General features: G+C 61.9%; 19 protein-coding genes. 7 read left to right on the top strand and 12 right to left on the bottom strand.

All coding sequences use genetic code 11. From position 1 onward, the window contains the following. Window position 1 precedes the first annotated feature (1 nt). The gene (gene pepN, locus C4J92_RS14825; protein WP_124404397.1) at window positions 2-2659 is read left to right on the top strand and encodes an aminopeptidase N; all 2658 of its coding nucleotides are present in this window, start codon (window positions 2-4) and stop codon (window positions 2657-2659) included. A gap of 141 nt (window positions 2660-2800) precedes the next feature. Here pepN and C4J92_RS14820 read toward each other — a convergent pair whose 3' ends face one another. The 5 genes from C4J92_RS14820 to C4J92_RS14800 all read right to left on the bottom strand — a co-directional run bounded on the left by C4J92_RS14820 (window position 2801) and on the right by C4J92_RS14800 (window position 7774). Continuing rightward, window positions 2801-3205, bottom strand: coding sequence for a cupin domain-containing protein (locus C4J92_RS14820; protein WP_124404396.1), 405 nt, complete (start codon window positions 3203-3205; stop codon window positions 2801-2803). Window positions 3206-3288: 83 nt separating this feature from the next. Then, window positions 3289-4722, bottom strand: coding sequence for a PLP-dependent aminotransferase family protein (locus C4J92_RS14815; protein WP_124404395.1), 1434 nt, complete (start codon window positions 4720-4722; stop codon window positions 3289-3291). A 69-nt stretch (window positions 4723-4791) separates the two neighbouring features. Next, window positions 4792-5559 carry an SDR family oxidoreductase gene (locus C4J92_RS14810; protein ID WP_124404394.1) on the bottom strand — a complete coding sequence of 256 codons (768 nt, stop codon included), beginning with the start codon at window positions 5557-5559 and terminating at the stop codon, window positions 4792-4794. 22 nt (window positions 5560-5581) lie between these two features. Beyond that, on the bottom strand, window positions 5582-6649 hold the full coding sequence (locus C4J92_RS14805) for a phosphotransferase family protein (RefSeq protein ID WP_124404393.1): 1068 nt from the start codon (window positions 6647-6649) through the stop codon (window positions 5582-5584). Between the two features lie 171 nt (window positions 6650-6820). After that, window positions 6821-7774 (bottom strand): 2-hydroxyacid dehydrogenase, encoded by a 954-nt coding sequence (locus tag C4J92_RS14800; protein ID WP_124370916.1) that lies wholly within the window; start codon window positions 7772-7774, stop codon window positions 6821-6823. Window positions 7775-8041: 267 nt separating this feature from the next. Between C4J92_RS14800 and C4J92_RS14795 the strand changes: the two genes are divergently transcribed. Continuing rightward, complete coding sequence (locus C4J92_RS14795; RefSeq protein WP_124363099.1) at window positions 8042-9319, top strand: serine/threonine transporter; 1278 nt, start codon at window positions 8042-8044, stop codon at window positions 9317-9319. A gap of 827 nt (window positions 9320-10146) precedes the next feature. Here the strand turns inward: C4J92_RS14795 and acnB are convergent. Next, window positions 10147-12756 (bottom strand): bifunctional aconitate hydratase 2/2-methylisocitrate dehydratase, encoded by a 2610-nt coding sequence (gene acnB / locus C4J92_RS14790; RefSeq protein ID WP_124372434.1) that lies wholly within the window; start codon window positions 12754-12756, stop codon window positions 10147-10149. Window positions 12757-13152: 396 nt separating this feature from the next. Between acnB and C4J92_RS14785 the strand changes: the two genes are divergently transcribed. Continuing rightward, window positions 13153-13623: a DUF1289 domain-containing protein gene (locus tag C4J92_RS14785; protein ID WP_124404392.1), complete on the top strand. Its 471-nt coding sequence runs from the start codon at window positions 13153-13155 to the stop codon at window positions 13621-13623. A gap of 160 nt (window positions 13624-13783) precedes the next feature. Here C4J92_RS14785 and C4J92_RS14780 read toward each other — a convergent pair whose 3' ends face one another. Next, entirely contained in the window at window positions 13784-14647 is an 864-nt protein-coding gene (locus C4J92_RS14780; protein WP_124404391.1) for a universal stress protein, read from the bottom strand. Window positions 14648-14793: 146 nt separating this feature from the next. Here C4J92_RS14780 and C4J92_RS14775 point away from each other — a divergent pair, with 146 nt between their 5' ends. After that, a complete protein-coding gene (locus tag C4J92_RS14775) occupies window positions 14794-15396 on the top strand; it encodes a tRNA-(ms[2]io[6]A)-hydroxylase (RefSeq protein ID WP_124404390.1) in 603 nt (200 codons plus the stop codon). Here the strand turns inward: C4J92_RS14775 and C4J92_RS14770 are convergent. After that, entirely contained in the window at window positions 15352-16554 is a 1203-nt protein-coding gene (locus C4J92_RS14770; RefSeq protein WP_124404389.1) for an MFS transporter, read from the bottom strand. The genes C4J92_RS14775 and C4J92_RS14770 overlap by 45 nt on opposite strands. Before the next feature lie 156 nt (window positions 16555-16710). Here C4J92_RS14770 and C4J92_RS14765 point away from each other — a divergent pair, with 156 nt between their 5' ends. Next, window positions 16711-17418, top strand: coding sequence for a response regulator (locus tag C4J92_RS14765; RefSeq protein ID WP_124404388.1), 708 nt, complete (start codon window positions 16711-16713; stop codon window positions 17416-17418). After that, complete coding sequence (locus C4J92_RS14760) at window positions 17419-18696, top strand: ATP-binding protein (protein WP_124404387.1); 1278 nt, start codon at window positions 17419-17421, stop codon at window positions 18694-18696. It begins immediately after the preceding gene. Window positions 18697-18901: 205 nt separating this feature from the next. Here the strand turns inward: C4J92_RS14760 and C4J92_RS14755 are convergent, their stop codons facing one another. Together C4J92_RS14755 and ampC are read right to left on the bottom strand one after the other, a co-directional pair. Beyond that, window positions 18902-20725, bottom strand: a complete 1824-nt coding sequence (locus C4J92_RS14755) for a serine hydrolase (RefSeq protein WP_124404386.1) — start codon at window positions 20723-20725, stop codon at window positions 18902-18904. Between the two features lie 130 nt (window positions 20726-20855). Further along, complete coding sequence (gene ampC, locus C4J92_RS14750) at window positions 20856-22010, bottom strand: class C beta-lactamase (RefSeq protein WP_124404385.1); 1155 nt, start codon at window positions 22008-22010, stop codon at window positions 20856-20858. Between the two features lie 132 nt (window positions 22011-22142). On the opposite strand from ampC, the gene C4J92_RS14745 reads away from it, so the two are divergent. Then, complete coding sequence (locus tag C4J92_RS14745; RefSeq protein ID WP_124404384.1) at window positions 22143-23015, top strand: LysR family transcriptional regulator; 873 nt, start codon at window positions 22143-22145, stop codon at window positions 23013-23015. Window positions 23016-23178: 163 nt separating this feature from the next. On the opposite strand, the gene yghX is transcribed toward C4J92_RS14745, so the two are convergent. After that, entirely contained in the window at window positions 23179-24066 is an 888-nt protein-coding gene (gene yghX / locus C4J92_RS14740) for a YghX family hydrolase (protein ID WP_124404383.1), read from the bottom strand. 106 nt (window positions 24067-24172) lie between these two features. Beyond that, complete coding sequence (locus C4J92_RS14735; RefSeq protein WP_124404382.1) at window positions 24173-25063, bottom strand: DMT family transporter; 891 nt, start codon at window positions 25061-25063, stop codon at window positions 24173-24175. Window positions 25064-25091: the final 28 nt, after the last annotated feature.

Below are 25091 nucleotides of genomic sequence, written 5' to 3'. Positions count from 1 at the left end.
CATGCGCACCGAACAACCGAAGATGATCTACCTGAAGGACTATCAGGCGCCGGACTACCTGATCGACGAGACGCACCTGACCTTCGAGTTGTTCGAGGACCACAGCCTGGTCCACGCGCAGCTGGTGATGCGCCGCAACCCCGAGCGCGGCGCCGGGCTGCCGCCGTTGGTGCTGGACGGCCAGCAACTGGAGCTGCTGAACGTCAACCTGGCCGATCAGGCGCTGACGGCTGCTGACTACCAGTTGACCGACAGCCACCTGACGCTGCAGCCAACGAGCGAAACCTTCACCCTCGACACCACGGTCAAGATTCATCCGGAAACCAACACCGCCCTCGAAGGCCTGTACAAATCCGGTGGCATGTTCTGCACCCAGTGCGAGGCCGAAGGCTTCCGCAAGATCACGTACTACCTCGACCGTCCGGACGTGATGAGCGTGTTCACCACCACGGTGATCGCCGAGCAGCATCGCTACCCGGTGCTGCTGTCCAACGGCAACCCGATTGCCAGCGGCCCCGGCGAAGACGGGCGGCACTGGGCAACCTGGGAAGACCCGTTCAAGAAGCCGGCCTACCTGTTTGCCCTGGTGGCCGGTGACCTGTGGTGTGTCGAAGACAGCTTCACCACCATGACCCAGCGCGAAGTTGCGCTGCGCATCTACGTCGAGCCGGAAAACATCGACAAGTGCCAGCACGCCATGACCAGCCTGAAAAAATCCATGCGCTGGGATGAACAGACCTACGGCCGCGAGTACGACCTCGACATCTTCATGATCGTGGCGGTCAACGACTTCAACATGGGCGCCATGGAGAACAAGGGCCTCAATATCTTCAACTCCAGCGCCGTGCTGGCCCGTGCCGAAACCGCTACCGATGCCGCCCACCAGCGTGTCGAAGCCATCGTCGCCCACGAATACTTCCACAACTGGTCGGGCAACCGCGTGACCTGCCGCGACTGGTTCCAGCTGTCGCTCAAGGAAGGCTTCACCGTGTTCCGTGACTCGGGCTTTTCCGCCGACATGAACTCGGCCACGGTCAAACGCATCCAGGATGTGGCGTACCTGCGTACCCACCAGTTCGCCGAAGACGCCGGCCCCATGGCCCACGCGGTGCGCCCGGACAGCTTTATCGAGATCTCCAATTTCTACACCCTGACCGTGTACGAAAAGGGTTCGGAAGTAGTCGGCATGCTCCACACCTTGCTCGGCGCCGAAGGCTTTCGCAAAGGCAGCGACCTGTATTTCGAGCGCCACGATGGCCAAGCCGTGACCTGTGACGACTTCATCAAGGCCATGGAAGATGCCAACGGCGTCGACCTCAGCCAGTTCAAGCGCTGGTACAGCCAGGCCGGCACGCCGCGCCTGGCGGTGAGCGAGTCCTTTGACGCGGCGGCCAAGACCTACAGCCTGACCTTCCGCCAGAGCTGCCCGCCAACCCCGGACAAGGTGGAAAAACTGCCGTTCGTGATCCCGGTCGAGCTGGGCCTGCTGGACGGCAACGGCGCCGCTATCGCCTTGCGTCTGGACGGTGAAGCCACGGCCGGCGCTACCTCCCGCGTGATCTCGGTCACCGAAGCCGAGCAGACCTTCACCTTCGTTGATGTTGCGCAAAAACCGTTGCCTTCACTGCTGCGTGGCTTCTCGGCACCGGTGAAACTGAGCTTCCCGTATGACCGCGACCAATTGATGTTCCTGATGCAGCACGACAGCGACGGCTTCAACCGCTGGGACGCCGGCCAGCAGTTGTCGGTGCAGGTGTTGCAGGAACTGATCGGCCAGCATCAGGCGGGGCAGCCGCTGAAGCTCGATCAACGCCTGATCGACGCGTTGCGCACGGTATTGAGCGACGAACGCCTGGACCAGGCCATGGTCGCCGAAATGCTCTCGTTGCCGAGCGAAGCCTACCTGGCCGAAATCAGTGAAGTGGCGGATGTCGATGCGATCCACGCCGCCCGCGAATTTGCCCGTAAGCAACTGGCCGACAACCTGTTCGAAGGGCTGTGGCTGCGCTATCAGGCCAACCGTGACCTGTCCCGGAAAACGCCCTACGTGGCAGAGGCCGAGCACTTTGCCCGGCGCGCCCTGCAAAACATCGCGCTGTCCTACCTGATGCTCAGCGGCAAGCCAGAAGTGCTGGCCGCGACCCTGGACCAATTCGACACCAGCGACAACATGACCGAGCGCCTGACGGCCCTGGCCGTGTTGGTGAACTCGCCATTCGAAGCGGAAAAGGCCCAGGCGCTGGCGGTGTTTGCCGAGAACTTCAAGGACAACCCGCTGGTCATGGACCAATGGTTCAGCGTACAGGCCGGCAGCACCCTGCCGGGCGGGCTGGCGCGGGTCAAGGCGTTGATGGAACACCCGGCGTTCACCATCAAGAACCCGAACAAAGTGCGCGCCCTCATTGGCGCATTTGCCGGGCAGAACCTGATCAACTTCCACGCGGCGGATGGTTCGGGCTACCGCTTCCTGGCGGACCTGGTGATCCAGCTCAACACGCTGAACCCACAGATTGCGTCGCGCCAGTTGGCACCGTTGACGCGCTGGCGTAAATACGACGCCGCACGGCAAGCGCTGATGAAGGCGGAACTGGAACGCATCCTGGGCTCGGGCGAGCTGTCCAGCGATGTGTTCGAGGTCGTCAGCAAGAGCCTTGCCTGACGCGCAAAGGCTGTCTTACTGAATCACACTATTCGAAAGTGGTCCCCTGTAGGAGCGAGCTTGCTCGCGAAAAACGCCCAGGCAACGCGTTCATTCTGAATAAACGCGGGGGCCCTGAGTTCTTCGCGAGCAAGCTCGCTCCTACATTGGGGCCAGCGGCGTCAGCACCTCGGCCTTGTCGTCCAGCACCATCACCACCAGCAGCTTGGCAGGCTGGGTCTGGCTGGCGTTGCTCGATTCGAAGTGCCGTGAACCGGCGGGCTCGTAGAACGACTCGCCGGCCTTGTAGGTCACGGCTTTCTCATCGTTGACCCGTGAAGTGATTGCGCCTTCCAGCACATAAGCCACGGCAGTGCCGGTGTGGCTGTGGGGCACGGTGGCCTGGCCGGGGGCGTAATCGACGGTGAGCATGATGGTTTTTTTGCCGGGTACGTTGGTCAAGGCGTGCGCTTGCAGCACCTTGAGGGTTTCCTGGTTGTACACCGGCTCGTGGCCGTAGGCCGTGAGCGAGGCAAGTATGGCAGCGGTGGCGAGCAGTCGTTTCATGATGGGGTTCCACGGGGTTGGAGACCTGTTCACCCTACGCCCGGGGGCAGGGTCGACCAATGACCAATCCGCCGGAAAACCCCCTAGCCAATCCGCAACAGGATGTCGCGCACCCTATCCAGCGCCGGGTCGATATCGAGGGTTTCGATGGCACCGAAGCCGAGAATCAGCCCCGCGCGTGGCGCAACGTCGTGGAAAAAACCATCCAGGGGGTACAAACCCACCTCCACCTTACGCGCCAGCTGCATCAACAGCGGGATGTCCACCGCCACCTTGCACAGTGCCGCCAAGTGGAACCCGGCCACCGTCGGCACCGCTTCGAACCAGGGCGACAGGTCGCCCGCCAGGCGTTGCAGGATCCGTTCGCGTCGCCCCGCATACACGCTGTGGCAGCGGCGGATATGCTTGAGCAGATAGCCTTCGCTGATGAACTTGGCCAGCGCCCATTGCGGCAGGGTGGAGCTGTGCTGGTCGGTCAATTGCTTGGCCTTGAGGACCGCGCCATGGATCGCCGGCGGCAGCACCGCGTAGCCCAGGCGCAACTCGGGTAGCAGGGTTTTCGAAAAGGTCCCGACGTAGGTCACCACGCCTCGCGTGTCCAGGCTTTGCAGGGAGTCGGTGGGGCGGCCCTGGTAGCGGAACTCACTGTCGTAGTCGTCTTCGATGATGATCGCGCCAAGTTCGATCGCGCGGTCCAGCAAGGCTTTGCGCCGCGCCAGGCTCATGGGCATGCCGAGGGGAAACTGGTGGGACGGCGTCACGTAGACGAGCCGCGTGCCCTCGGGGATCTGGTCAACCTGAATGCCCTGTGCATCGACCGGAACGCTGGCGACCTTCGCCCCCATCGCCACGAACAACTGGCGCGCCGGGCTGTAGCCAGGGTCTTCCATGGCGACGATGCTGCCTGGCTCGAGGACCACGCGGGCGATCAGGTCCAGCGCCTGTTGCGCGCCATTGGTGACCACGATGTCACTGGCGCGGCATTTCACCCCGCGTGAAAACGCGATATGCCCGGCGATGGCCTCGCGCAGTGCCGGTAAGCCCTCCGGTTGGCTATAGAAACCGCTGTTCTTGGCGATACGGCGTAACGCATCCTGGGTGCAGCGCCGCCATTCTTCCTGGGGGAACTGACTGCGCGTGGTTGCCCCGCCGATGAATTCGTAGCGCAGGATGTCGCCGCTGGCGGGGTGGTGCATAGGCGAGGGCAGCGCCGCCCATTTGCCCAGGTTGGCGGCGCAGGCCAGGTCGGTGGCGGTCTGTACACGGTCGGGCTGCGGGGCCCAGGCGTTGACGAAGGTGCCTCGGCCAATCCTGCCGACCAGCAGGCCTTCATACGTCAAGGTGGCGTAGGTATCCGAGACCGTTTTGCGTGATACGCCCAATTGCTCGGCGAGCAGCCGGCTGGGCGGCAATTGCGCGCCGGCTGCCAGCCGCCCGGTGGCGATGGCCTCACGCAGTTGCTGGTAAAGCTGGGCCGCCAGGTCCTTGCGGCCATTGATGACGAGGTGCAGTTCCATGTTTCATCCTGGGACAGATCGATCTGCGCCAAGGTTACGCGCAAATCGATCGGAAGAAACCCGGCGGCCTCAGGACAGGAAACCACCGTCCACATTCAACGACACACCGGTGGTGTAGCTCGACGCATCGCTGGCCAGGAACAGCACCGCGCCGGCCATTTCGCTTGGGTCGGCCACGCGCTTGAGCGGGATCTGCGCCAGGGCCATCTTCAGGATCGCGTCGTTCTTGACCAGCGCCGAGGCGAACTTGGTGTCGGTCAAGCCTGGCAGCAGCGCGTTGCAACGAATGCCGAATTCGGCGCATTCCTTGGCGAAAACTTTGGTCATGTTGATCACGGCGGCCTTGGTCACCGAATAAATGCCCTGGAATACACCTGGGGAAATGCCGTTGATCGAGGCGACGTTGATGATGCTGCCACCGCCGTTGTCGCGCATCAGCTTGCCGGCTTCCACCGACATGAAGAAGTAGCCACGGATGTTCACGTCGACGGTCTTCTGGAACGCGCCGAGGTCAGTGTCCAGCACGTTGCAGAACTGTGGGTTGGTCGCGGCGTTGTTGACCAGGATGTCCAGGCGGCCGAACTGTTCACGGATACTGGCGAACACTTGGGTGATCTGCTCCATTTCACCGATATGGCAGGCCACCGCAGTGGCCTTGCCGCCGTCGGCGATGATCGCGTCGGCAACGTGCTGGCAGCCTTCGAGTTTGCGGCTGGAGACAATCACATGGGCGCCTTGCTGGGCCAGCAGCTTGGCGATGGCCTCGCCGATGCCACGGCTGGCGCCGGAAACGAAAGCGATCTTGCCGTCGAGGTCGAACAGGTGGGTCTTGGACATGAAGGGTTCCTTATGATTGTTATCAGAGGGCGGATTTGCCGATGACCGCCAGGCTCATCTGTTCCAGCAGCTTGTTCATGTGGATGAACTGGGCAAAACGTTTGTCCTGAGTCTGGCCATGGAAGAAGCGGTAGTAGATCTGCTGCACGATGCCGGCCAGGCGGAACAGGCCGTAGGTGTAGTAGAAGTCGAAATTGTCGATCTGGATGCCCGAGCGTTCGGCGTAGTAGTCGACGAACTCGCGGCGGGTGAGCATGCCGGGCGCATTGCTTGGCTGGCGACGCATCAGTTGCACGGGCGCCGGGTCTGCCGCTTCGATCCAGTAGGCGAGGGTGTTGCCCAGGTCCATCAACGGGTCGCCGAGGGTGGTCAGCTCCCAGTCGAGCACGCCGATGATCTGCATCGGGTTGCGCGGGTCGAGAATCACGTTGTCGAAGCGATAGTCGTTGTGCACGATGCTGGAGGTCGGGTGGTCGGCCGGCATTTTATCGTTGAGCCAGGCGCGCACGGTTTCCCAGCGCGGGGCATCGGGGGTCAGGGCTTTTTCGTAGCGCTCGCTCCAGCCGCGGATCTGGCGTTCCACGTAGCCTTGGGGCTTGCCCAGGTCGGCCAGGCCGCAGGCGGTGTAGTCGACCTGATGCAGTTCGACGAATTTGTCGATAAAGCTTTTGCACAACGCTTCGGTTCGGCTCGCGTCCAGGCCCAGTTCGGCCGGCAGATCGGAGCGCAAAATAATCCCATTGACCCGTTCCATGACATAGAACTCAGCGCCGATCACCGTTTCATCGGTGCAATGCACGTAGGCCTTGGGGCAATACGGAAAGCCATCCTTGAGCTGGTTGAGAATGCGGTATTCACGCCCCATGTCGTGGGCGGACTTGGCCTTGTGGCCGAATGGCGGGCGACGCAACACAAATTCCCGGTCCGGGTATTCCAGCAGGTAGGTCAGGTTGGAGGCGCCGCCGGGAAACTGGCTGATCTTGAGCGTGCCGTGCAGGCCGGGAATATGGGCCTTGAGGTAGGGATCGATCAGGCCGGCATCAAGTTCTTCGCCGGGGCGAATCTGGGTCGATTGGTCGTTAAGCGCCATGCTTATCCCTTCTGCTTATTTTAAAGGCCTTGGACTATTGGCTAATCTAATGCGCGTCACCGCCCAGCGACAAGGTCGGGGCGGCTTAATAGGTTAGCGTGTTGGGGAATGATCAGCGGGCCTGATCCACGCAAATCACCAGGGCGGCACGGGCCCCGCCGCGGGTATTCGCTACGGGTTGCGCGACGGGAGCGTCACGGGGGTCAGTACAGGGCGACCGGCAAAATATTCCACTAGGTTGTCGGCGACCCGTTGCACGGTGTCGTGGGTGGCTTCGGGCGACAGGCCGGCTACATGGGAGGTCAGCACGGTATTGTTCAGGCGCTTGAGCGCGTCGGGCACCTTGGGTTCGTCGTCGAAGACGTCCAGCGCGGCGCCGCCGATACGTCGTTGTTCCAGCGCAGCCACCAGGTCGGCGGTGACCACCACGCTGCCACGACCGATATTGACCAGATAGCCGTTCGGCCCCAGGGCGTCGAGGGCGTGGCGATCGATCAGGTGGCGAGTGCCGGCGCCACCGGGCGTGGCCAGGATCAGGAAATCCGAGGTGCGCGCCAATTCCACGGCGGTTGAGCAGTAGGTGTAATCCACGTCATCGCGGGGTTGGCGGTTGTGGTAGCTGACCTCCATGCCAAACCCCAGGGACGCGCGCTTGGCGATCTCCAGGCCTACGGCGCCCAGCCCGAGAATCCCCAATTGTTTGCCGCCCAGAGAAGGGCGCATCACCTTCGGCCATTCACTGCGGCGCACGGCGGCGTCAGTCTGGGGGATACCGCGCACCAGCGACAGCAGCAAGGCCATGGCATGGTCAGCCACCGACGGCGCATTCACCCCGGCGCCGTTAGTCACCACAATCCCACGGTTGGCGGCGGCCTGCAGGTCTACATGCTCGTAGCCGGCACCGATCACGCAGATGATCTCCAGCAGCGGCAGCGCGGCGATTTCCTCGGCATACAGCCCCAGCGGGCCACGGGTGAGCACGGCCTTGATCTGCCCGCCGTGGGCCTTGATCGCCTGGGCGCGCTCGACAGGCGTCGGCGCCAGGATCACATGGAAATCATTGCTCTCGATGATTTGCAGGTATTCGTTGATGGTCTCAACCAGGACCAGAACAGTGGTAGTCATGCAAGGTTCTTCCTGAAGTGCTTGAGCGCATGAGTATGCGGGATTTGTAAGACGGAACGTAGGTCACTGTAGGAGCGAGCTTGCTTGCGAAGAAGCCGGGAGCGCTGTGTATCACCGGGCGGCGGCCTGCACCGCCTGACCATTCCTCAGCTAAGTCTTTGCTTATGCACGAGAATCCCGGACAATCGCGCCCCTGTTGAGGTCGGGGCGCTGCCTGTCAGGTTTTTCTGACTCGTCCCGGCCGTGTGAATGCGGAGATCCGACCGGATGAATGATCAGGCCAATAGCGTCGACGAACGCTATGCAACGACACCTGCAACGCTTACAAGCTGGAGCCGCCAGGACACCACCTGGATGCTTGGGCTGTTCGGCACCGCCATCGGCGCCGGTACTTTGTTCTTGCCGATCAACGCGGGCCTGGGGGGCTTCTGGCCGCTGGTGATCCTGGCGCTGCTGGCCTTTCCAATGACGTTCTTTGCCCACCGTGGGCTGACGCGTTTCGTACTCTCCGGCCGGGAAGGCTCCGACATTACCGATGTGGTCGAAGAGCATTTCGGCATTAAAGCCGGCGCGTTGATCACCTTGCTGTACTTCTTTGCGATCTTCCCGATCCTGTTGATCTACAGCGTGGCCTTGACCAACACCGTCAGCAGCTTCATGGAACACCAACTGCACATCATGCCGCCGCCTCGGGCGGTCCTGGCGTTTGTGCTGATTCTGGGCTTGCTGGCGGTGGTGCGTTGCGGCGAAAAGGTGATCGTCAAGGCCATGAGCCTGATGGTATATCCGTTTATCGTTGCCTTGCTGTTCCTCGCCGTGTACCTGGTGCCGCATTGGACGGGCGGCATCCTGAGTACCGCCCGTGAGATTCCGGCGCCGTCGGCCTTGCTCAACACCTTGTGGCTGGCGATTCCGGTGATGGTGTTCTCGTTCAACCACTCGCCGATCATCTCGGCCTTCGCGGTAGATCAGAAACGTCAGTATGGGGCACACGCCGACGAGCGCAGCTCGCAGATCCTGTCCCGCGCGCACCTGTTGATGGTGGTGATGGTGCTGTTCTTCGTGTTCAGCTGCGTACTGACCCTGTCACCGGCGCAGTTGGCCGAGGCGAAAGCGCAGAACCTGTCGATCCTGTCGTACCTGGCCAACCACTTTGACAACCCGACCATTGCCTTCGCCGCGCCGTTGATTGCATTCGTGGCGATTGCCAAGTCGTTCCTGGGCCACTACATCGGTGCCAGCGAGGGTCTCAAGGGCCTGGTGCTGAAGACCGGCCGCCGCCCGGCAGCCAAATCTCTGGACCGCATGACCGCCGCCTTCATGCTGGTGGTGTGCTGGGTCGTCGCCACGCTTAACCCAAGCATCCTCGGCATGATCGAGACCCTGGGTGGGCCGGTCATTGCATCGATCCTGTTCCTGATGCCGATGTACGCCATCCGCAAAGTGCCGGCCATGGCCAAGTACCGGGGGCAGGCGTCGAATGTGTTTGTCACGGCGGTGGGGTTGGTGGCGATTACTGCGTTGGTGTATTCGCTGATGGCTTAAGGTCTGACACAATCTCCAAGGCTGTCCCAGAACCAAATGTGGGAGGGGGCTTGCTCCCGATGGCGGTATATCAGTCACCTATGAATTGACTGAACCACTGCTATCGGGAGCAAGCCCCCTCCCACATTTGTTTGTATTCCAGGCATAAAAAACGCCGCGTACCTTGCGATACGCGGCGCCTATCACATCAACACACCGTTAAGCTTGAATCACCGGAATGTTGGCGCTTGCCGCGATCTTGCGGAACTCGGCGATCTGGTCGAAGTTCAGGTAGCGGTAGACGTCACTGGCCATGGTGTCCAGTTTCAAAGATCGTTCCCACGCTCCTGCGTGGGATTGCAGCCCGTGACGCTCCGCGTCACCTGTGCGCAACCGCCGAAACTTGCAGCGCTTGGCGGGACGCGGAGCGTCCCAGGAGGCATTCCCACGCAGAGCGCGGGAACGATCACCTCAGCGCCAAGAATATTTGTAGGCGCCCCCCAGTTTGCTGCGCGACAGCGCTACGTCGAAGAGGTAGTGGGGCCTCCCACATGTGTTTGGTGGTGGTGTTGGGATTGTATTCCAGGCATAAGAACGCCGCGTATCTCCAGGTGGCGATCTCTGCTCTGGTTGACTCGCTGATGGCTTAAGGTCTGACACAATCTCCAAGGCTGTCCCAGAACCAAATGTGGGAGGGGGCTTGCCCCCGATGGCGGTATGTCAGTCACCTATGAATTGACTGAACCACCGCTATCGGGAGCAAGCCCCCTCCCACATTTGTTTGTATTCCAGGCATAAAAAACGCCGCGTACCTTGCGATACGCGGCGCCTGTCACATCAACACACCGTTAAGCTTGAATCACCGGGATGTTGGCGCTTGCCGCGATCTTGCGGAACTCGGCGATCTGGTCGAAGTTCAGGTAGCGGTAGACGTCACTGGCCATGGTGTCCAGTTTCGCCGCGTAACCCATGTACTCCTCGACGGTCGGCAGGCGACCCAGGGTAGAGGCAACTGCCGCCAGCTCGGCCGAAGCCAGGTAGACGTTGGCGCCGTCGCCCAGACGGTTCGGGAAGTTACGGGTCGAGGTCGACACGACGGTCGAATTCGGCTCTACACGTGCCTGGTTACCCATGCACAGCGAGCAGCCCGGCATTTCCATGCGCGCGCCAGCCTTGCCGTAGATGCCGTAGTAGCCTTCTTCGGTCAGCTGGTGGGCGTCCATCTTGGTCGGCGGCGACAGCCACAGACGGGTCGGCAACTGGCCCTTGACCTGCTCCAGCAGCTTACCGGCAGCGCGGAAGTGACCGATGTTGGTCATGCACGAACCGATGAACACTTCGTCGATCTTTTCACCGGCAACGCTCGACAGCAGACGGGCATCGTCCGGGTCGTTCGGTGCGCAGAGGATCGGCTCGTTGATTTCCGACAGGTCGATCTCGATGATTTCGGCGTATTCGGCGTCGGCATCGGCTTCCATCAGCTCCGGGTTGGCAACCCAGGCTTCCATCGCTTGGGCACGACGTTCCAGGGTGCGTGGATCGCCGTAGCCTTCGCCGATCATCCAGCGCAGCAAGGTGATGTTGGAGTTCAGGTACTCGGTGACGGAGTCCTTGGACAGCTTGATGGTGCAACCGGCAGCCGAACGTTCAGCCGAGGCGTCGGACAGCTCGAAAGCCTGTTCCAGCGTCAGGTCGTTCAGGCCTTCGATTTCCAGGATGCGGCCGGAGAAGGCGTTTTTCTTGCCTTTCTTCTCTACGGTCAGCAGGCCAGCCTGGATCGCGTAGTAAGGAATGGCATGCACCAGGTCACGCAGGGTGATGCCAGGCTTCATCTTGCCTTTGAAGCGCACCAGGATCGATTCCGGCATGTCCAGCGGCATCACGCCGGTGGCAGCGGCGAACGCGACCAGACCGGAGCCGGCCGGGAACGAGATGCCCATCGGGAAGCGGGTGTGGGAGTCACCACCGGTACCGACGGTGTCCGGCAGCAGCATGCGGTTCAGCCAGCTGTGGATGATGCCGTCGCCTGGACGCAGCGATACACCGCCACGGGTCATGATGAAGTCAGGCAGGGTGTGGTGGGTGGTCACGTCGATCGGCTTTGGATAGGCCGCGGTGTGGCAGAACGACTGCATCACCAGGTCGGTCGAGAAGCCCAGGCACGCCAGGTCTTTGAGTTCATCACGGGTCATTGGACCGGTGGTGTCCTGGGAACCGACGGTGGTCATCTTCGGTTCGCAGTAGGTGCCAGGGCGCACGCCTTTGCCTTCCGGCAGGCCGCACGCCTTGCCGACCATTTTCTGCGCCAGGGTGAAGCCCTTGCCGGTGTCGACAGGCGCTTCAGGCAGCTTGAACAGGTCGGTAGGGCCCAGGCCCAGTTCGGCACGGGCCTTGTCGGTCAGGCCGCGACCGATGATCAGCGGAATACGGCCGCCGGCGCGTACTTCGTCCAACAGCACCGGAGTCTTCATTTCGAAGGTGGTGATGACTTCATCGGTGCCGTGTTTGCAGACTTTGCCAGCATGCGGGTACAGGTCGATCACGTCGCCCATGTGCATGTTGGTGACGTCGAACTCGATCGGCAGTGCGCCCGCATCTTCCATGGTGTTGTAGAAGATCGGAGCGATTTTGCTGCCGAAGCAGAAACCGCCGGCGCGCTTGTTCGGAACAAAGGGAACGTCGTCGCCGAAGAACCACAGCACGGAGTTGGTTGCCGATTTACGCGACGAGCCGGTGCCGACCACGTCGCCGACGTAGGCGATCGGGAAGCCTTGGCCGCGCATTTCTTCGATCTGCTTCATCGGGCCGGTCTTGCCTTGCTCGTCCGGCACGATGCCTTCACGGGCCATTTTCAGCATGGCCAGGGCGTGCAGCGGGATGTCAGGGCGCGACCAGGCGTCCGGGGCAGGGGACAGGTCGTCGGTGTTGGTTTCGCCGGTGACCTTGAACACGCGCAGGCTGATCTTGTCGGCCAGGGTCGGACGGTTGCGGAACCATTCGCCGTCGGCCCAGGACTGGATCACGCCTTTGGCGTGCTCGTTGCCGTTGCGGGCTTTTTCCGCCACGTCGTGGAACGCATCGAACATCAGCAGGGTGTGCTTGAGTTGGGCGGCCGCGACAGGCGCCAGCGTGGCGTCGTCCAGCAGCTCGACCAACGTCACGATGTTGTAGCCGCCTTGCATGGTGCCAAGCAGTTCAACAGCGCGCTTCTTGTCGATCAGGGGGGAGGTGGCTTCGCCCTTGGCCAACGCGGACAGGAAGCCGGCCTTGACGTAGGCAGCTTCGTCAACGCCTGGTGGAATGCGGTTGGTGATCAGGTCAACGAGGAATTCTTCTTCGCCAGCCGGAGGATTTTTCAGCAGCTCGACCAGGCCTGCGGTTTGTTCGGCGTTAAGCGGCTGGGGCACGATACCCAGGGCGGCACGCTCTTCGATATGTTTGCGGTAGGCTTCAAGCACAGTTATTACCCTCATCAGTGGTCCCACGGGACGCTCATCCAGGAATGACCGGCACGCGTGCGCTCGGGGGCTTTTTGGGCCGCAAAGCCAGCGCTGCCGACCGTCCTTACAGAAGCTGCTTTCAAAGTTTTACGCCTGCAGAACGGAGCTGATGAGGGTCGGCGCAAGTGTTGACCTACCGGGGTCAAACCTGCGCCAACACCGTTCTGAAGGAACGACTGTGCTCGTGACGCTTTGAAAACAGCTTCCAGCGGATTATTGGCGCCTTACAAGGCCGGGTGATTCTACGGCAAAAAAAATCTAAAGGTAAGTTGCGTCACCAAGTTTGCAGGGTGATCAACCTTAGACAAAGGGCTAACATGGCGCACTGTTTCGCTGATCTGCGTGTTTTCGCCCATGTCCAACCAAACCATCAAGACCCCCTGCGTCGGCCTGTGCTCCACGGTCTACGGCGATCTCGTGTGTCGCGGCTGCAAGCGCTTTCACCACGAAGTGATCCAGTGGAATGGCTATAACGAAGAAGAAAAGCGTGCGGTCTGGCTCAGGCTCGAGCAATTGCTGGTGCAGGTAATGGCCGGCAAAGTCGAGGTTTTCGACCCCAAGACCCTGCGCGGGCAGTTGGAACAGCGCAAGATTCGCTTCGTGCCGCACCAGTCCGAGTATTGCTGGGCCTATCAGTTGATTGCGCGTGGGGCGCGGGTGATCAATAACCTGGAGGCCTACGGCATGGTGCTGCTGCCGGAGTTTCGCGACTGGCCCTTGCCAGACCTGCGCGATGCGATTGATCGGGAATTCTTTATCTTGTCCGAGGCGCATTACCAGCGCTATATCGCACCGGGTTTCCTGAAGGATGCGCTATCTACCTGACGGTACAGGAGCCCCTGTAGGAGCGAGCTTGCTCGCGAAAAACGCCCAGGCAACGCATTTATTCTGAATAAACGCGGGGGGCCTGAGTTCTTCGCGAGCAAGCTCGCTCCTACAGAAAAGCCTTGAGGCAAGCCCCCTCCCACATTTGATCTTCATTGCTTCAGGCTTGGGTGGCGAGTTCTTCCAAATGGTCCATCAGCGTCTGCGGCTTGAGCACCAGCACATCGCTTTCCACCGCATCCAGCACCACCTCCGCCGTATTGCCGATCAACGCCCCGGAAATTCCAGTGCGCGCCACGGTGCCGATAATCGTCAGCGCCGCCTGCAACTGGTGGGCAATATGGGGAATCAGCACATCCGCCGGGCCTTCCTTGATATGCAGGTGTGCATCATCCACATCGAATTCGGCCTGGAAGGCCTGGCACTGCTCGCGATAACGCGCCTCGATGGTTTCCCGCAGTTGAAACGTCGGGTCCGCAGCGGAGAGCATCGGCGAGGGATGCGCGCTGATCACATGCAACTGCGCCTTGGCCAAACTGGCGATATCAAAACCGTGGTCGATGATGGAGTTATGCAGCGAGCGGTGTTCGCTGTCGGTATTGCCCACGTCGACGGCCGCCAGAATCACGCCGCCGGCCCAGGGCGTGGCGGTCTTGACCAGCAGCACGGGCGTCGGGCAATAGCGCAACAGTTTCCAGTCTGCCGGGGTCAGCAGGGCTTTTTTCAGCGGGCTGTCGGCAAAGTGCTGCTTGATCACCAGGCCGCAGCCCTCGGCCTGCTGCACGTCGACGATGGTTTCATGCAGGCTGTCGTTCCACGCCTGTTCGGTCGTGACGCTGTACCCGTCCTCCTGCAGGCCGGATTTGAGCAGGCTCAGCAGCGCCGAATGCTCATGCTTTCTATCACAGACGAGCAAATGCAGGTGCGCGCCGGTGACCCCGGCGATCAGCTTCGCGCGCTTGAGGGCCAGGCTTTCGGGATGCTCGGGCTCGATGACCACCAGGATGCTGCGGATGGCTTGCATGGTCGGTTCTCCAGGAGTGGGCCTGCAACAACTATAGTTGCTGCACGCGTGCCGTCATCTTGATGTACATCAAGGCCCATGGCTGGTGGTCTGCGGCGTGGTCGGTATAATCGGCGCCCTTTTGTGATCCTTTGCCCGTGAGCCCGATGATCCTGCCCGAAATCCACGAATTCCTCGGTTGCCGCACCCCCGACGCCTGGGTCCAGGCCGCGCTGGCCGACCAGGACACCCTGCTGATCGACCACAAGAACTGCGAATTCAAAGCCGCCAGCACCGCCCTGAGCCTGATCGCCAAGTATCACGGCCACATCGACCTGATCAATATGATGTCGCGCCTGGCCCGTGAAGAGCTGGTGCACCACGAGCAGGTCATGCGCCTGATGAAAAAGCGCAAGGTTGAACTGCGCCAATTGTCCGCCGGCCGCTACGCCTCGGGTTTGCGCAAGGTGGTGCGCAACCATGAGCCGGTCAAACTGGTGGATACCCTGGTGGTGGGGGCCTTTATCGAAGCGCGCAGTTGCGAGCGTTTCGAGGCGCTGGTGCCGCATTTGGACGAAGAACTCGGCAAGTTCTACTTCGGTTTGCTCAAAAGCGAAGCGCGGCACTTCCAGGGTTATTTGAAACTGGCCTACCAGTACGGTGACGCCAAGGACATCGCCCAGGTGATCGAGCGGGTGAGGGCGGCCGAGCAGGCGTTGATCGAGTCAGCCGACGTCGAGTTCCGCTTTCACAGTGGCGTGCCAGCCTGAGGCCACGGCTACGCCGATCACGGCGCTGATCCCGGTCAGCAGCAGGATCACCGTTTGCGTGCCAAGCGGCGCTGCCAGCACCGCAATCAGCAAGCCCGCCAAGGGCTGGGCGAGGTTGTTGAGCAGGGTGATCACTCCCACCGTTTTGCCGAAATCCTGCACCGGAATCACCCGCTGACGGGTGCTGCGCATGTACACGTTGAACATCTTGTCGAAACCGCTCACCAGCAGGAAGCCCACGGCGTACACCCACACGCCGGGGCTGAGGGCGGTGATCAGTGCGCCCACGGCAATCATCGAATACGACAGCCCGCCGAGCACCTTCAGCGCCAGGGTCGAGCGCGCGAGGTAAAACAGAATTACCAGGGTGACCACCGCGCCAGCGGCTTGCAGCAGGGCGTAGGCGTCCTTGTCCGCCGCGTATTGCCCGGTGACCAGGGCCGCCGACGTGGCCAGCGTCACGCCGACGATCAGGTTCACACCAATGGCCAGGGTAATGATGCGCTTCAACTCCACCCGGTTGCGGATGTGGCCCAAAGCGGTGCGCAGCGGCTGCAGCCAGAGGCCCGGGTGCTGCGGCGCATGGGGCTGCAGGTTCACGCGGGTGTTGCGCTGCCATGTCAACATCGCCAGGTCCGCCAGCACAAACAGTGCGGCGATGCCCAGCACCACCCAAGGCCACGCCCAGATTTCCAGCATCAGCGCCGCCACCAATGGCCCGAGTACCAGGCCGCTCTGGTCGGCGATCTGCGAATAAGACAACGTCTTGGTGTAGGTGTAATGCTGGAAAATATGCGGCATCAGCACTTCCCGCGCCATGATGCCCTGGGTGGTCAATACCCCGCACAACGCCGACAGGATCACCAGCCATTGGATACCATCGAACAGCCCGTACAGCGCCACCGCTACCACGCAGGCCAACGCCCGATACACTTGGCTGACATGCAGGATGCGTACGGGTGAAAACCTGTCGCACAACGCGCCGCACACCGGAAAGGCCAGGTAGCGCGGCAGTGACTCGACAAAGAACGCCAGGCCCGCCCAAGACACACTCTGGGTGGTCTGGAACACGATCAGCGGCACGATGAACAGCAGAATCTGGTCCGCCAGCCGCGACAGGAACAGTGAAACGAAGAACGCCAGGTAATCCTTGCGCATATAACTCCCTGTGAATGGCGTAAAAGAGTGCAGGCTATTTGTTAAAAACTCTTAAAAACATGAAGCTTGCTGGCACCCTGCGTGCGGCGGCTCCCGTTGGGCAGCTTGCCACCTATACTGCCAGCCTTTCAATCGGCGTTCCTACACTGAGAACTTATGGAAAACCTGGGTCTGGGCAAAGTCCTGCTCGTCGAGGACGATGAGAAGCTGGCAGGGCTGATCGCGCATTTTCTGTCGCAACATGGTTTCGAGGTGCAAGCGGTGCACCGGGGCGATTTAGCCTTGGCGGCCTTCCTGGCGTTCAAACCGAAAATGGTCGTGCTCGACTTGATGTTGCCGGGCCAGAGCGGCCTGCATGTGTGTCGCGAGATTCGCGCGGTGTCCGACACACCGATTGTGATCCTCACCGCCAAGGAAGATGACCTGGACCATATCCTGGGCCTGGAGTCCGGTGCCGATGACTATGTGATCAAACCCATCAAGCCGCCGGTGTTGCTGGCGCGCCTGCGTGCACTGCAACGTCGGCAAGTACCCGAGACGACGGTACGCGATTACCTGGAATTCGGCCGGTTGTCGATCGACCGCAGTTGCCGGGTGGTCAGCCTGGGCGATGAAAAAATCGACCTCACCACCATGGAGTTCGAATTGCTCTGGTTGCTGGCGAGCAGCTCGGGAACCATCCTTTCGCGCGACGACATCCTCAATCGCATGCGCGGCATTGCATTCGATGGCCTGAACCGCAGCGTCGATGTGTACATCAGCAAACTGCGCGGCAAGCTCAATGACAACCCGCGCGAGCCGGTGTGCATCAAGACCATCTGGGGCAAGGGCTACCTGTTCAATCCGTTCGCCTGGGAGCTGTAGATGCTGCGCCTGTATCTGCGCTTGTACCTGATCCTCGCGCTTGGCTTGGCCGGTGCGATCTGGTTGGTCAACTATGGCCTGGACGCGTACATGCCCGAGTCCAATGAAACCTATAATCGCGAGGCCCTGCGCGGTCCGGCGTGGGCCCTGGTGGAACAACTGCGGCCAGTGCAGGGCGAGGCGCGCCAGGCGCGTCTGGATCAGCTGCAACCGCATTACGGGCTGCGCCTGCAACTGGTGCAGCGCGACAGCCAGCACCTGAGCGCGCGCGAACAGGCACTGCTGGCGGCCGGCCAAGTAGTGGTGCGCGAGGACTTCATGAAGTTCCTCGCGCCCATCGACGACGGCCCACAGTTGCTCGAAATCCAATTGCCGGAAGAACCGAAATGGTTGTACCTGTGGGCCTACGGGCTCCTGGGCGTGAGCCTGGCCATCGTGTTGTACTTCTGGGTGCGCCCGCACTGGCGCGACCTGGAGCACATCCGCCTGGCGGCGCAGCGCTTTGGCGACAACGACCTCGGCTCGCGCATCCTGTTGCCGCGTCGCTCCACCGTGCGTGCGCTGGCCGGGCACTTCAACCAGATGGCCGAGCGCATCGAAAGCCTGATCGCCAACCAGCGCGAACTGACCAACGCGGTATCCCACGAGCTGCGCACGCCTATTGCGCGCTTGTCCTTCGAGCTTGATCAACTCAAGCAGCAGGCCGATCCGCGCCAAAGCCGCGAACTGATCGCCGATATGTACGCCGACCTTGGCGAGCTGGAAGAAATGGTCTCCGAGCTGTTGACCTACGCCAGCCTGGAGCGCGGCGCGACCCAGGTCACCCGCGAAAGTATCGAGGCCCACAGCTGGCTGGACAGCGTGATCGGCAGCGTGGCGCTGGAGGCCGAGGCCGCAGGTGTGCAGTTGTCGCTGCGTACCTGTGAGGTCGATGTGATTCGCATCGAGCCACGATTCATGGCGCGCGCGGTGATCAACCTGCTGCGCAACGCCATTCGTTATGCCGACCGGCGGGTTGAAGTGTCGTTGATCACGTTCGGCAGCGGTTACGAACTGCAGGTCAGCGACGATGGTCCCGGTATTCCGGTGGAGGGCCGCGCCAAAATCTTTGAACCCTTCATGCGCCTGGATTCAAGCCGCGACCGCCGTACCGGCGGCTTCGGCCTGGGCTTGGCGCTGGTCCAGCGGGTCAGCCAATGGCATGGCGGACAGGTGCAGGTGCTGGACTCGGAGTGGGGTGGGGCGTCGTTTCGGATGACGTGGGCGTATGCCGAGTAAGTATCCGTAAACAACGACAAGCCAATGTGGGAGAGGGCTTGCCCTAATGCCTGTCAGTTAGGGCTTTTTGTAGGAGCGAGGCGGGCGGCTAGCCCTTGCTCGCGAAGCATTCAGGCCCCCCGCGTTTATCCAGAATGAACGCGTTGCCTGGGCGTTTTTCGCGAGCAAGCTCGCTCCTACAGTGAGCCCGGATTGCTCGCCCAGGTTAAAAATTCAACGTGTCGAGGGGCGAGTGCAGACGTTTAAAGGCGTAGCCCGAAGCGCTCAGGCCATTGACCTGGCGGCTAACGGTATCGCCCAGGCCATAGCCACTGCCGGCCACGACCGCGTGGGCGTTATCGACGGGCAGCAGGATGTAGTCGGTCAGCGGTTCATCGTGCAGTTGGCCGCGAATCACCAGGAAGCCTTGCTCCAGGCGCACGCTGACGCCGCTCAATGGCGCATCGGGCTCGTGGGTATTGAGCACCTGGTAAGTGCCGACGGTGTCTGCCCACGCCAGGGGCAGTGGCGGCGGCTCGATGCGTTCGCCCACGGCAACGCGCTGGCCGTGGCTGCGGGCGGTGAGGATCTGCCGGCCCTGTACCCTTACCACGTCCAATTGCACGCGGCCCAGTTCGCCAAGGTCTTTCAGCCAGAAGCCGAGGATTCTTTTCTGCGCGCGCAGCCAGCCTTGATCGTCGCGCATCAGCTCGAAATCGCACCCGGCCAGTTCGCCGGATAAGCGCCCGTGATCATCCTTAAGACGGAACACGCCCCATGAGGTCGCGTAGAACCCGGCCAGACGCTTGCGGTCGACCGCAGCTGGCACCTGGCGCAGCTTGAGGCCGTGGCTCGGGGCCTGGCAGTCGTCGGCACAGACCGCCTTGCCGGTCTGCGCCTGGAGCATCAGGCGCAGGGTGTCGGTGGACAACGTCACCACCAGCTGTTCGGCATTGCTGTCATTGGCCATGATGATCACGGCCAACTGCTGATCCGGGAGGATGCTCAACTGCGCGGCGAAATCATCGCCGCCGCCGCTGTGCTGATAGGCCCGGATGCCGGGGCCAACCGGATCATCCCCGCACGGCGCCAGAAACCAGCCGAGGCCCATCTGGCAATCGAAGTCCAGGGCATTGCCGGTGTTCTGCTGGGTGAACATCTCATCGATCGAAGCGCTGTCCAGTATACGATTGCCTTTATAGACGCCTTTGGCGAACAGCATGTGTACGTAATGGCTGAGGTCTCTGGGGCTGGCCCACAGGCTGGCGGCGGCGAGGTCGCGGACTTGCGCGTCGTTGCTGGCCTTGCCCTCTTCGTAGCCGCGGGCGCGGTAGCTCAATTGCGTGCCGGTGCCGATGAAGCTTGACTGGTTCATCTCCAGGGGTTTGAGCAGACTGCCTTGCAGTTGGGCCTCGAAGCTTTTGCCGGTGCTGCGCTCGATGGCCGCCCCCACCAGGGCGTAGCTCAGATTGGAGTACGCCACCTGGGAGCCCGGTGGGCTGCTCAGCCACACGCCCGAAACGCGTTGCGGCATCTGGCCCATGGCGTAGTTACTGCGCAGGTCGCGCAAATGCTCGCTGGGCAAGCCGGATTGATGGCTGAGCAAGCGGCGCAAGGTAATCGCTTGGTCCGCCTCGGCCTGATCGCTGTGAAACCGCGAGCGTACGTGGAACTCGCGCAAGGTTTGCTGAAGCGGCGCATCCAGCGCCAGGCGCTGTTGTTCCACCAGTTGCAAGGCCGCCGTGGCGGTGAGCAACGTGGAGATGCCCCCGGCGCGAAATGCCGTGTTAGGGGTGACCGGCACCCCTCGGGCCTTGTCTGCCAGGCCGAAGCCACGGGCCCAGATCAGTTCCTGGCCACTGACCAGGGCAATCGACAAGCCCGCCACATTGTCCCGGGCCATCTCACGGGGTATACGGCTTTGCAGGTAGCGGATGATCGCGCCGTAATCGCCTTTTTGAATCGACGGCGGGGCGGGCGGTTGCCCCTGGCAACCGAGCGTGCCCAACAGGCAACCGAGCAGCGGGATACCGCGTAACGTGCGAAACATGAAGAGCACCCGGATGGTGGTTTGGATGCTCGAATGCTAGGGCCGTGGCGGCACGCAATCTTTGAGTGCTTTGTCGGGAAACTGTCAAAGACTGTTAACGCCGGCCTCGACCATAGGGTTATGTGTCAAGTCAGTTATCCAGGGCACTCAAGATCGCATGCGCCACTTTCACCCGTTCGGCATTCGGGTAGTTCCTGTTGGCCAGGATCACCACGCCAATATCCCTGCTGGGTACATACGCCACGTAGGCGCCGAAACCATTGGTCGAGCCGGTTTTGTTGTAGAGCACGTTGCTCGGTTGCGCCTGCGCCGGTTTCAACCAACTGACCGCGTGCGGCTCCATCGCCATCGGCGTTGAGTTGCCCTCTATCAAGGCCTGCTGGGTGATGGGGTAGGGGTAGTATTCCCAACCCAGGCCCTGGGTCATGCCGTCGACGCTGTAGTAACCGCTGTGTGTGGTGGCGATCGCCTGTTGCAGCGGCGCGCTCAAGGTTTCGGGGTGCAGGTTGAGCATCACGTAGCGCGCCAGGTCCTGGGTGCTGGTCTTGATGCCGTAGGCTTCGCTGTCGAGTGCGCCTGGGCCCACGCGCACGGGTTTGTCCTGCTTATCGTAGCCTTGGGCGTAGCGGCCCAGCTTGTCGGCGGGCACGTTGAGGTAGGTGTTCTTCAAGCCCAGCGCCGGCAGCAAGGTCTGCTCCATGGCGACATTGAACGGCTGGCCCAGGCTTTTCGCCGCGAGGTAGCCGAACAGGCCGATGCTCGGGTTGGAGTAGAGGCGTCGCGTACCGGGGGTGTCGGTGGGTTGCCAATGCCTGTAGTAATCGAGCATGGTCGCGGCGCTGTCGGCCGCACCTGGGAACTGCAGCGGCAGGCCGCCTGCGGTGTAGGTCGCCAGTTGCAACAGGCTGATGTGATCGAATGCGCTGCCGGCCAGTTCGGCCCAGTGCTGGCTGGCGCGGTCCGACAGCTTCAACTTGCCGCTGGCCTGGGCATAGCCCCCGAGGGTTGAAGTGAAGGTCTTGGACACTGAGCCGACTTCGAAAAGGGTGTCTTGCGTGACGGGCTGCTTGCCTTCCCTGGACGCCACGCCGTAGTTAAAGTATTGCGCCTGACCATCCTTCACCACGGCTACCGACAGCCCGACGATGCCCTGTTGCTGCATCAGTGGCTTGACGTGACTGTCCACCACTTCGCGCAGGTCGAGCGCAGCCAGGCACGGAGTAGCAACCAGCAGAGACGCTGAAATCATTAGGATTCGTAGGCTAAAACAGGATTTTTCTTGCATGTTATTTTCGCTTCCCTGTAACGGATTGACTAAGGCTGAGGGCCTGCGCGGGCGCCGCCAATCTAGGCGTTAATAGTCGCCGATACAAACGATGATATCTTGCACGAGCCATTAGTAAATCTAGGGTCAAGCATGCTGCGTTCCCATCTGCCCCTCAATGCCCTGCGCGCCTTCGAGGCTTCCGCCCGGCACCTGAGCTTCACCCGCGCGGCCATCGAGTTATGCGTGACTCAGGCGGCGGTCAGCCATCAGGTAAAAAGCCTGGAGGCGCAACTCAATGTCACACTGTTCAAACGCCTGCCACGCGGGTTGATGCTCACCCGAGAGGGCGAAACCCTGTTGCCGGTGCTGCGCGAGTCGTTCGACCGGATTGCCCTGACCCTCGGCCAGTTCGAGGCCGGGCATTACCGCGAAGTGCTGACGGTAGGCGCGGTGGGTACCTTTGCCGTGGGCTGGCTGCTGCCGCGCCTGGCGGACTTCCAGAGCCGCTACCCGTTTATCGACCTGCGCCTGTCCACTCACAACAACCGCGTCGATGTAGCCGCCGAAGGCCTGGATTACGCGATCCGTTTTGGTGCCGGCGCCTGGCACGGCACCGAGGCCTGCCAACTGCTGGAAGCCCCGCTCAGCGTGCTCTGCGTGCCGCACCTGGCCGAACAGCTGCACACGCCGGCCGACCTGTTGAAACACACCTTGCTGCGCTCTTACCGCGCCGATGAATGGAGCCTGTGGTTCCAGGCCGCCGGGCTGCCGGCCGACACCCTGGTACCGCGCAGCATCGTGTTCGATTCGTCGCTGGCGATGATGGAGGCGGCGCTGCAGGGCGTCGGCGTGGCACTGGCGCCGGCGATGATGTTTTCGCGGCAATTGGAGAGTGACGTGATTCGCCAGCCGTTCGCGGTGGGGATAACCACCGGCAGTTACTGGCTGACGCGCTTGCAGTCGCGGGCCGAGACGCCAGCGATGCTGGCGTTCAAGGGGTGGTTGCAGGCGAGTGCTGGCTGATGTTGGCCTAATACCAATCAACTAAGCGAAAGGGGTTGATTGTAGGAGCGAGCTTGCTCGCGAAAAACGCCCGGGCAACGCGTTCATTCTGGATGAACGCGCAGGCCCTGAATTCTTCGCGAGCAAGCTCGCTCCTACACAAAGCCTTAGGGCTTGCTTGTGTCTAAGCAAGGTATTTGCGGAACCATCCCAGGGTGCGCTCCCACGCCAGGTTCGCTGCTGCCTCGTCATAACGCGGCGTCGAATCGTTGTGAAAGCCGTGGTTGGCTCCCGGGTAGATAAATGCCTCATACGTTGTACCGGCGGCTTTCAGCGCCTGCTCGTAGGCCGGCCAACCTTCGTTGATGCGCGCATCCAGCTTTCCGTAATGCAGCATGATCGGTGCCTTGATGCGGGGTACGTCCTTGGCCTCGGGTTGACGCCCGTAGAACGATACTGCCGCCGCCAGTTCCGGGTAGGCCACCGCCGCCGCATTGGTTACGCCGCCGCCATAGCAGAAACCGGTGATGCCGACTTTGCCGGTGCTGCTGTCGTGGTGCATCAGCCACTCAATGGCCGCGAAAAAGTCGTTCATCAGCTTGGTGGGGTCGACGGTCTGCTGCAGGGCCACGCCTTTTTCATCGTTGCCGGGGTAGCCGCCCACCGAGGTCAGGCCATCGGGCGCCAGGGCGATAAAGCCGGCTTTGGCCAGGCGCCGCGCCACGTCTTCGATATACGGGTTGAGGCCACGGTTCTCATGCACGACCACCACCGCAGGCAGTTTGCCGGCGGCCTTGGCCGGGCGCACCAGGTAGCCACGCACCGTGCCGTTACCCTTGGGTGACGGGTAAGTGACGTAGTCGGCAACGATAGCGGGGTCGGTGAATTTCACCTGTTCGGCGAGTGCGTAGTTGGGGCTCAGGGCGGCGAGCAGGGCCGAGGCGGTCAGGCCGCCGAAAGTAAACAGCGCGGCGCGGTCGAGAAATTCGCGGCGGTTCAGCGTGCCGTGGGCGTAGCCATCGTAGAGTTCCAGCAGTTCGGGAGCGAAGTCTTTGGCGGTGAGACGAGTCATCGGTGCAGTCCTCGATTAGCGGTTGCCGTCAAATGTAGACCAGGATCAACCCGTGCGGCCACGGGCGCGGACGCCATTTCTGTTTAGCAGCCCCTGGTCCCTAGCGCTAGCGCGCGAAGCGCTTCGCGCCAGCCACGCAGCCGATCACCGCCACCGTGACCAGCAGCATGCCCAGGCTGACCTGCTCATGCAGCAGGCCCGCCGCCAGCGCCAAACCAAAGAACGGTTGCAGCAACTGCAACTGGCCGACCGCAGCGATGCCACCCTGGGCCAGGCCGCGATACCAGAACACAAAGCCGATCAACATGCTGAACACTGCGACGTAACCCAGGCTCAGCCAGGCCGGCAGGCTGATGCCGGTGAACGACGTGGGCGCCAGCAGCCAGCTCAACGGCGCGACGACGGGCAGCGACATTACCAGGGCCCAGCAAATCACCTGCCAGCCGCCCAGGCTGCGCGACAGCTTGGCGCCTTCGGCATAGCCCAGGCCGCAGACCAGCACCGCCAACAGCATCAGCAGGTCCCCGGCGGGCGCGGCGCTCAGGCCCTGGGCGAACGCGTAAGCCATCACCAGCGCACTGCCCAGCCCCGAAAACAACCAGAACACCGGTCGCGGCCGCTCGCCGCCGCGCAGTACGCCGAAGATCGCCGTCGCCAGCGGCAGCAGGCCGATAAACACAATGGAGTGCGCGGAGGTCACGTATTGCAGCGCCAGCGCCGTGAGCAGCGGGAAACCGATCACCACGCCGAACGCGACGATAGCCAAGGGCGCCCATTGCGGGCGGGTGGGGCGTTTTTCGCGGAACCACCGCAACAGGCACAGCCCCAGGATGGCCGCGAGCGTCGCGCGGATCATGGTCAAGAACACCGGGTCGAATTCCATCACCGCCAGGCGCGTGGCCGGCAACGAACCGCTGAAGATCACCACGCCAATAAAACCGTTGATCCAGCCTTGGGTGCTGCTGTCCAGGGTGCCGAAAGCCGAGGTGCGTTCCATAGGGGTATGTCCGAAAAAGGGAAGTTGC

The organism is Pseudomonas sp. R3-18-08, assembly GCF_003852065.1.
Classification (GTDB): Bacteria; Pseudomonadota; Gammaproteobacteria; order Pseudomonadales; family Pseudomonadaceae; genus Aquipseudomonas.
This window is presented reverse-complemented; position numbering and strand designations above follow the sequence as displayed.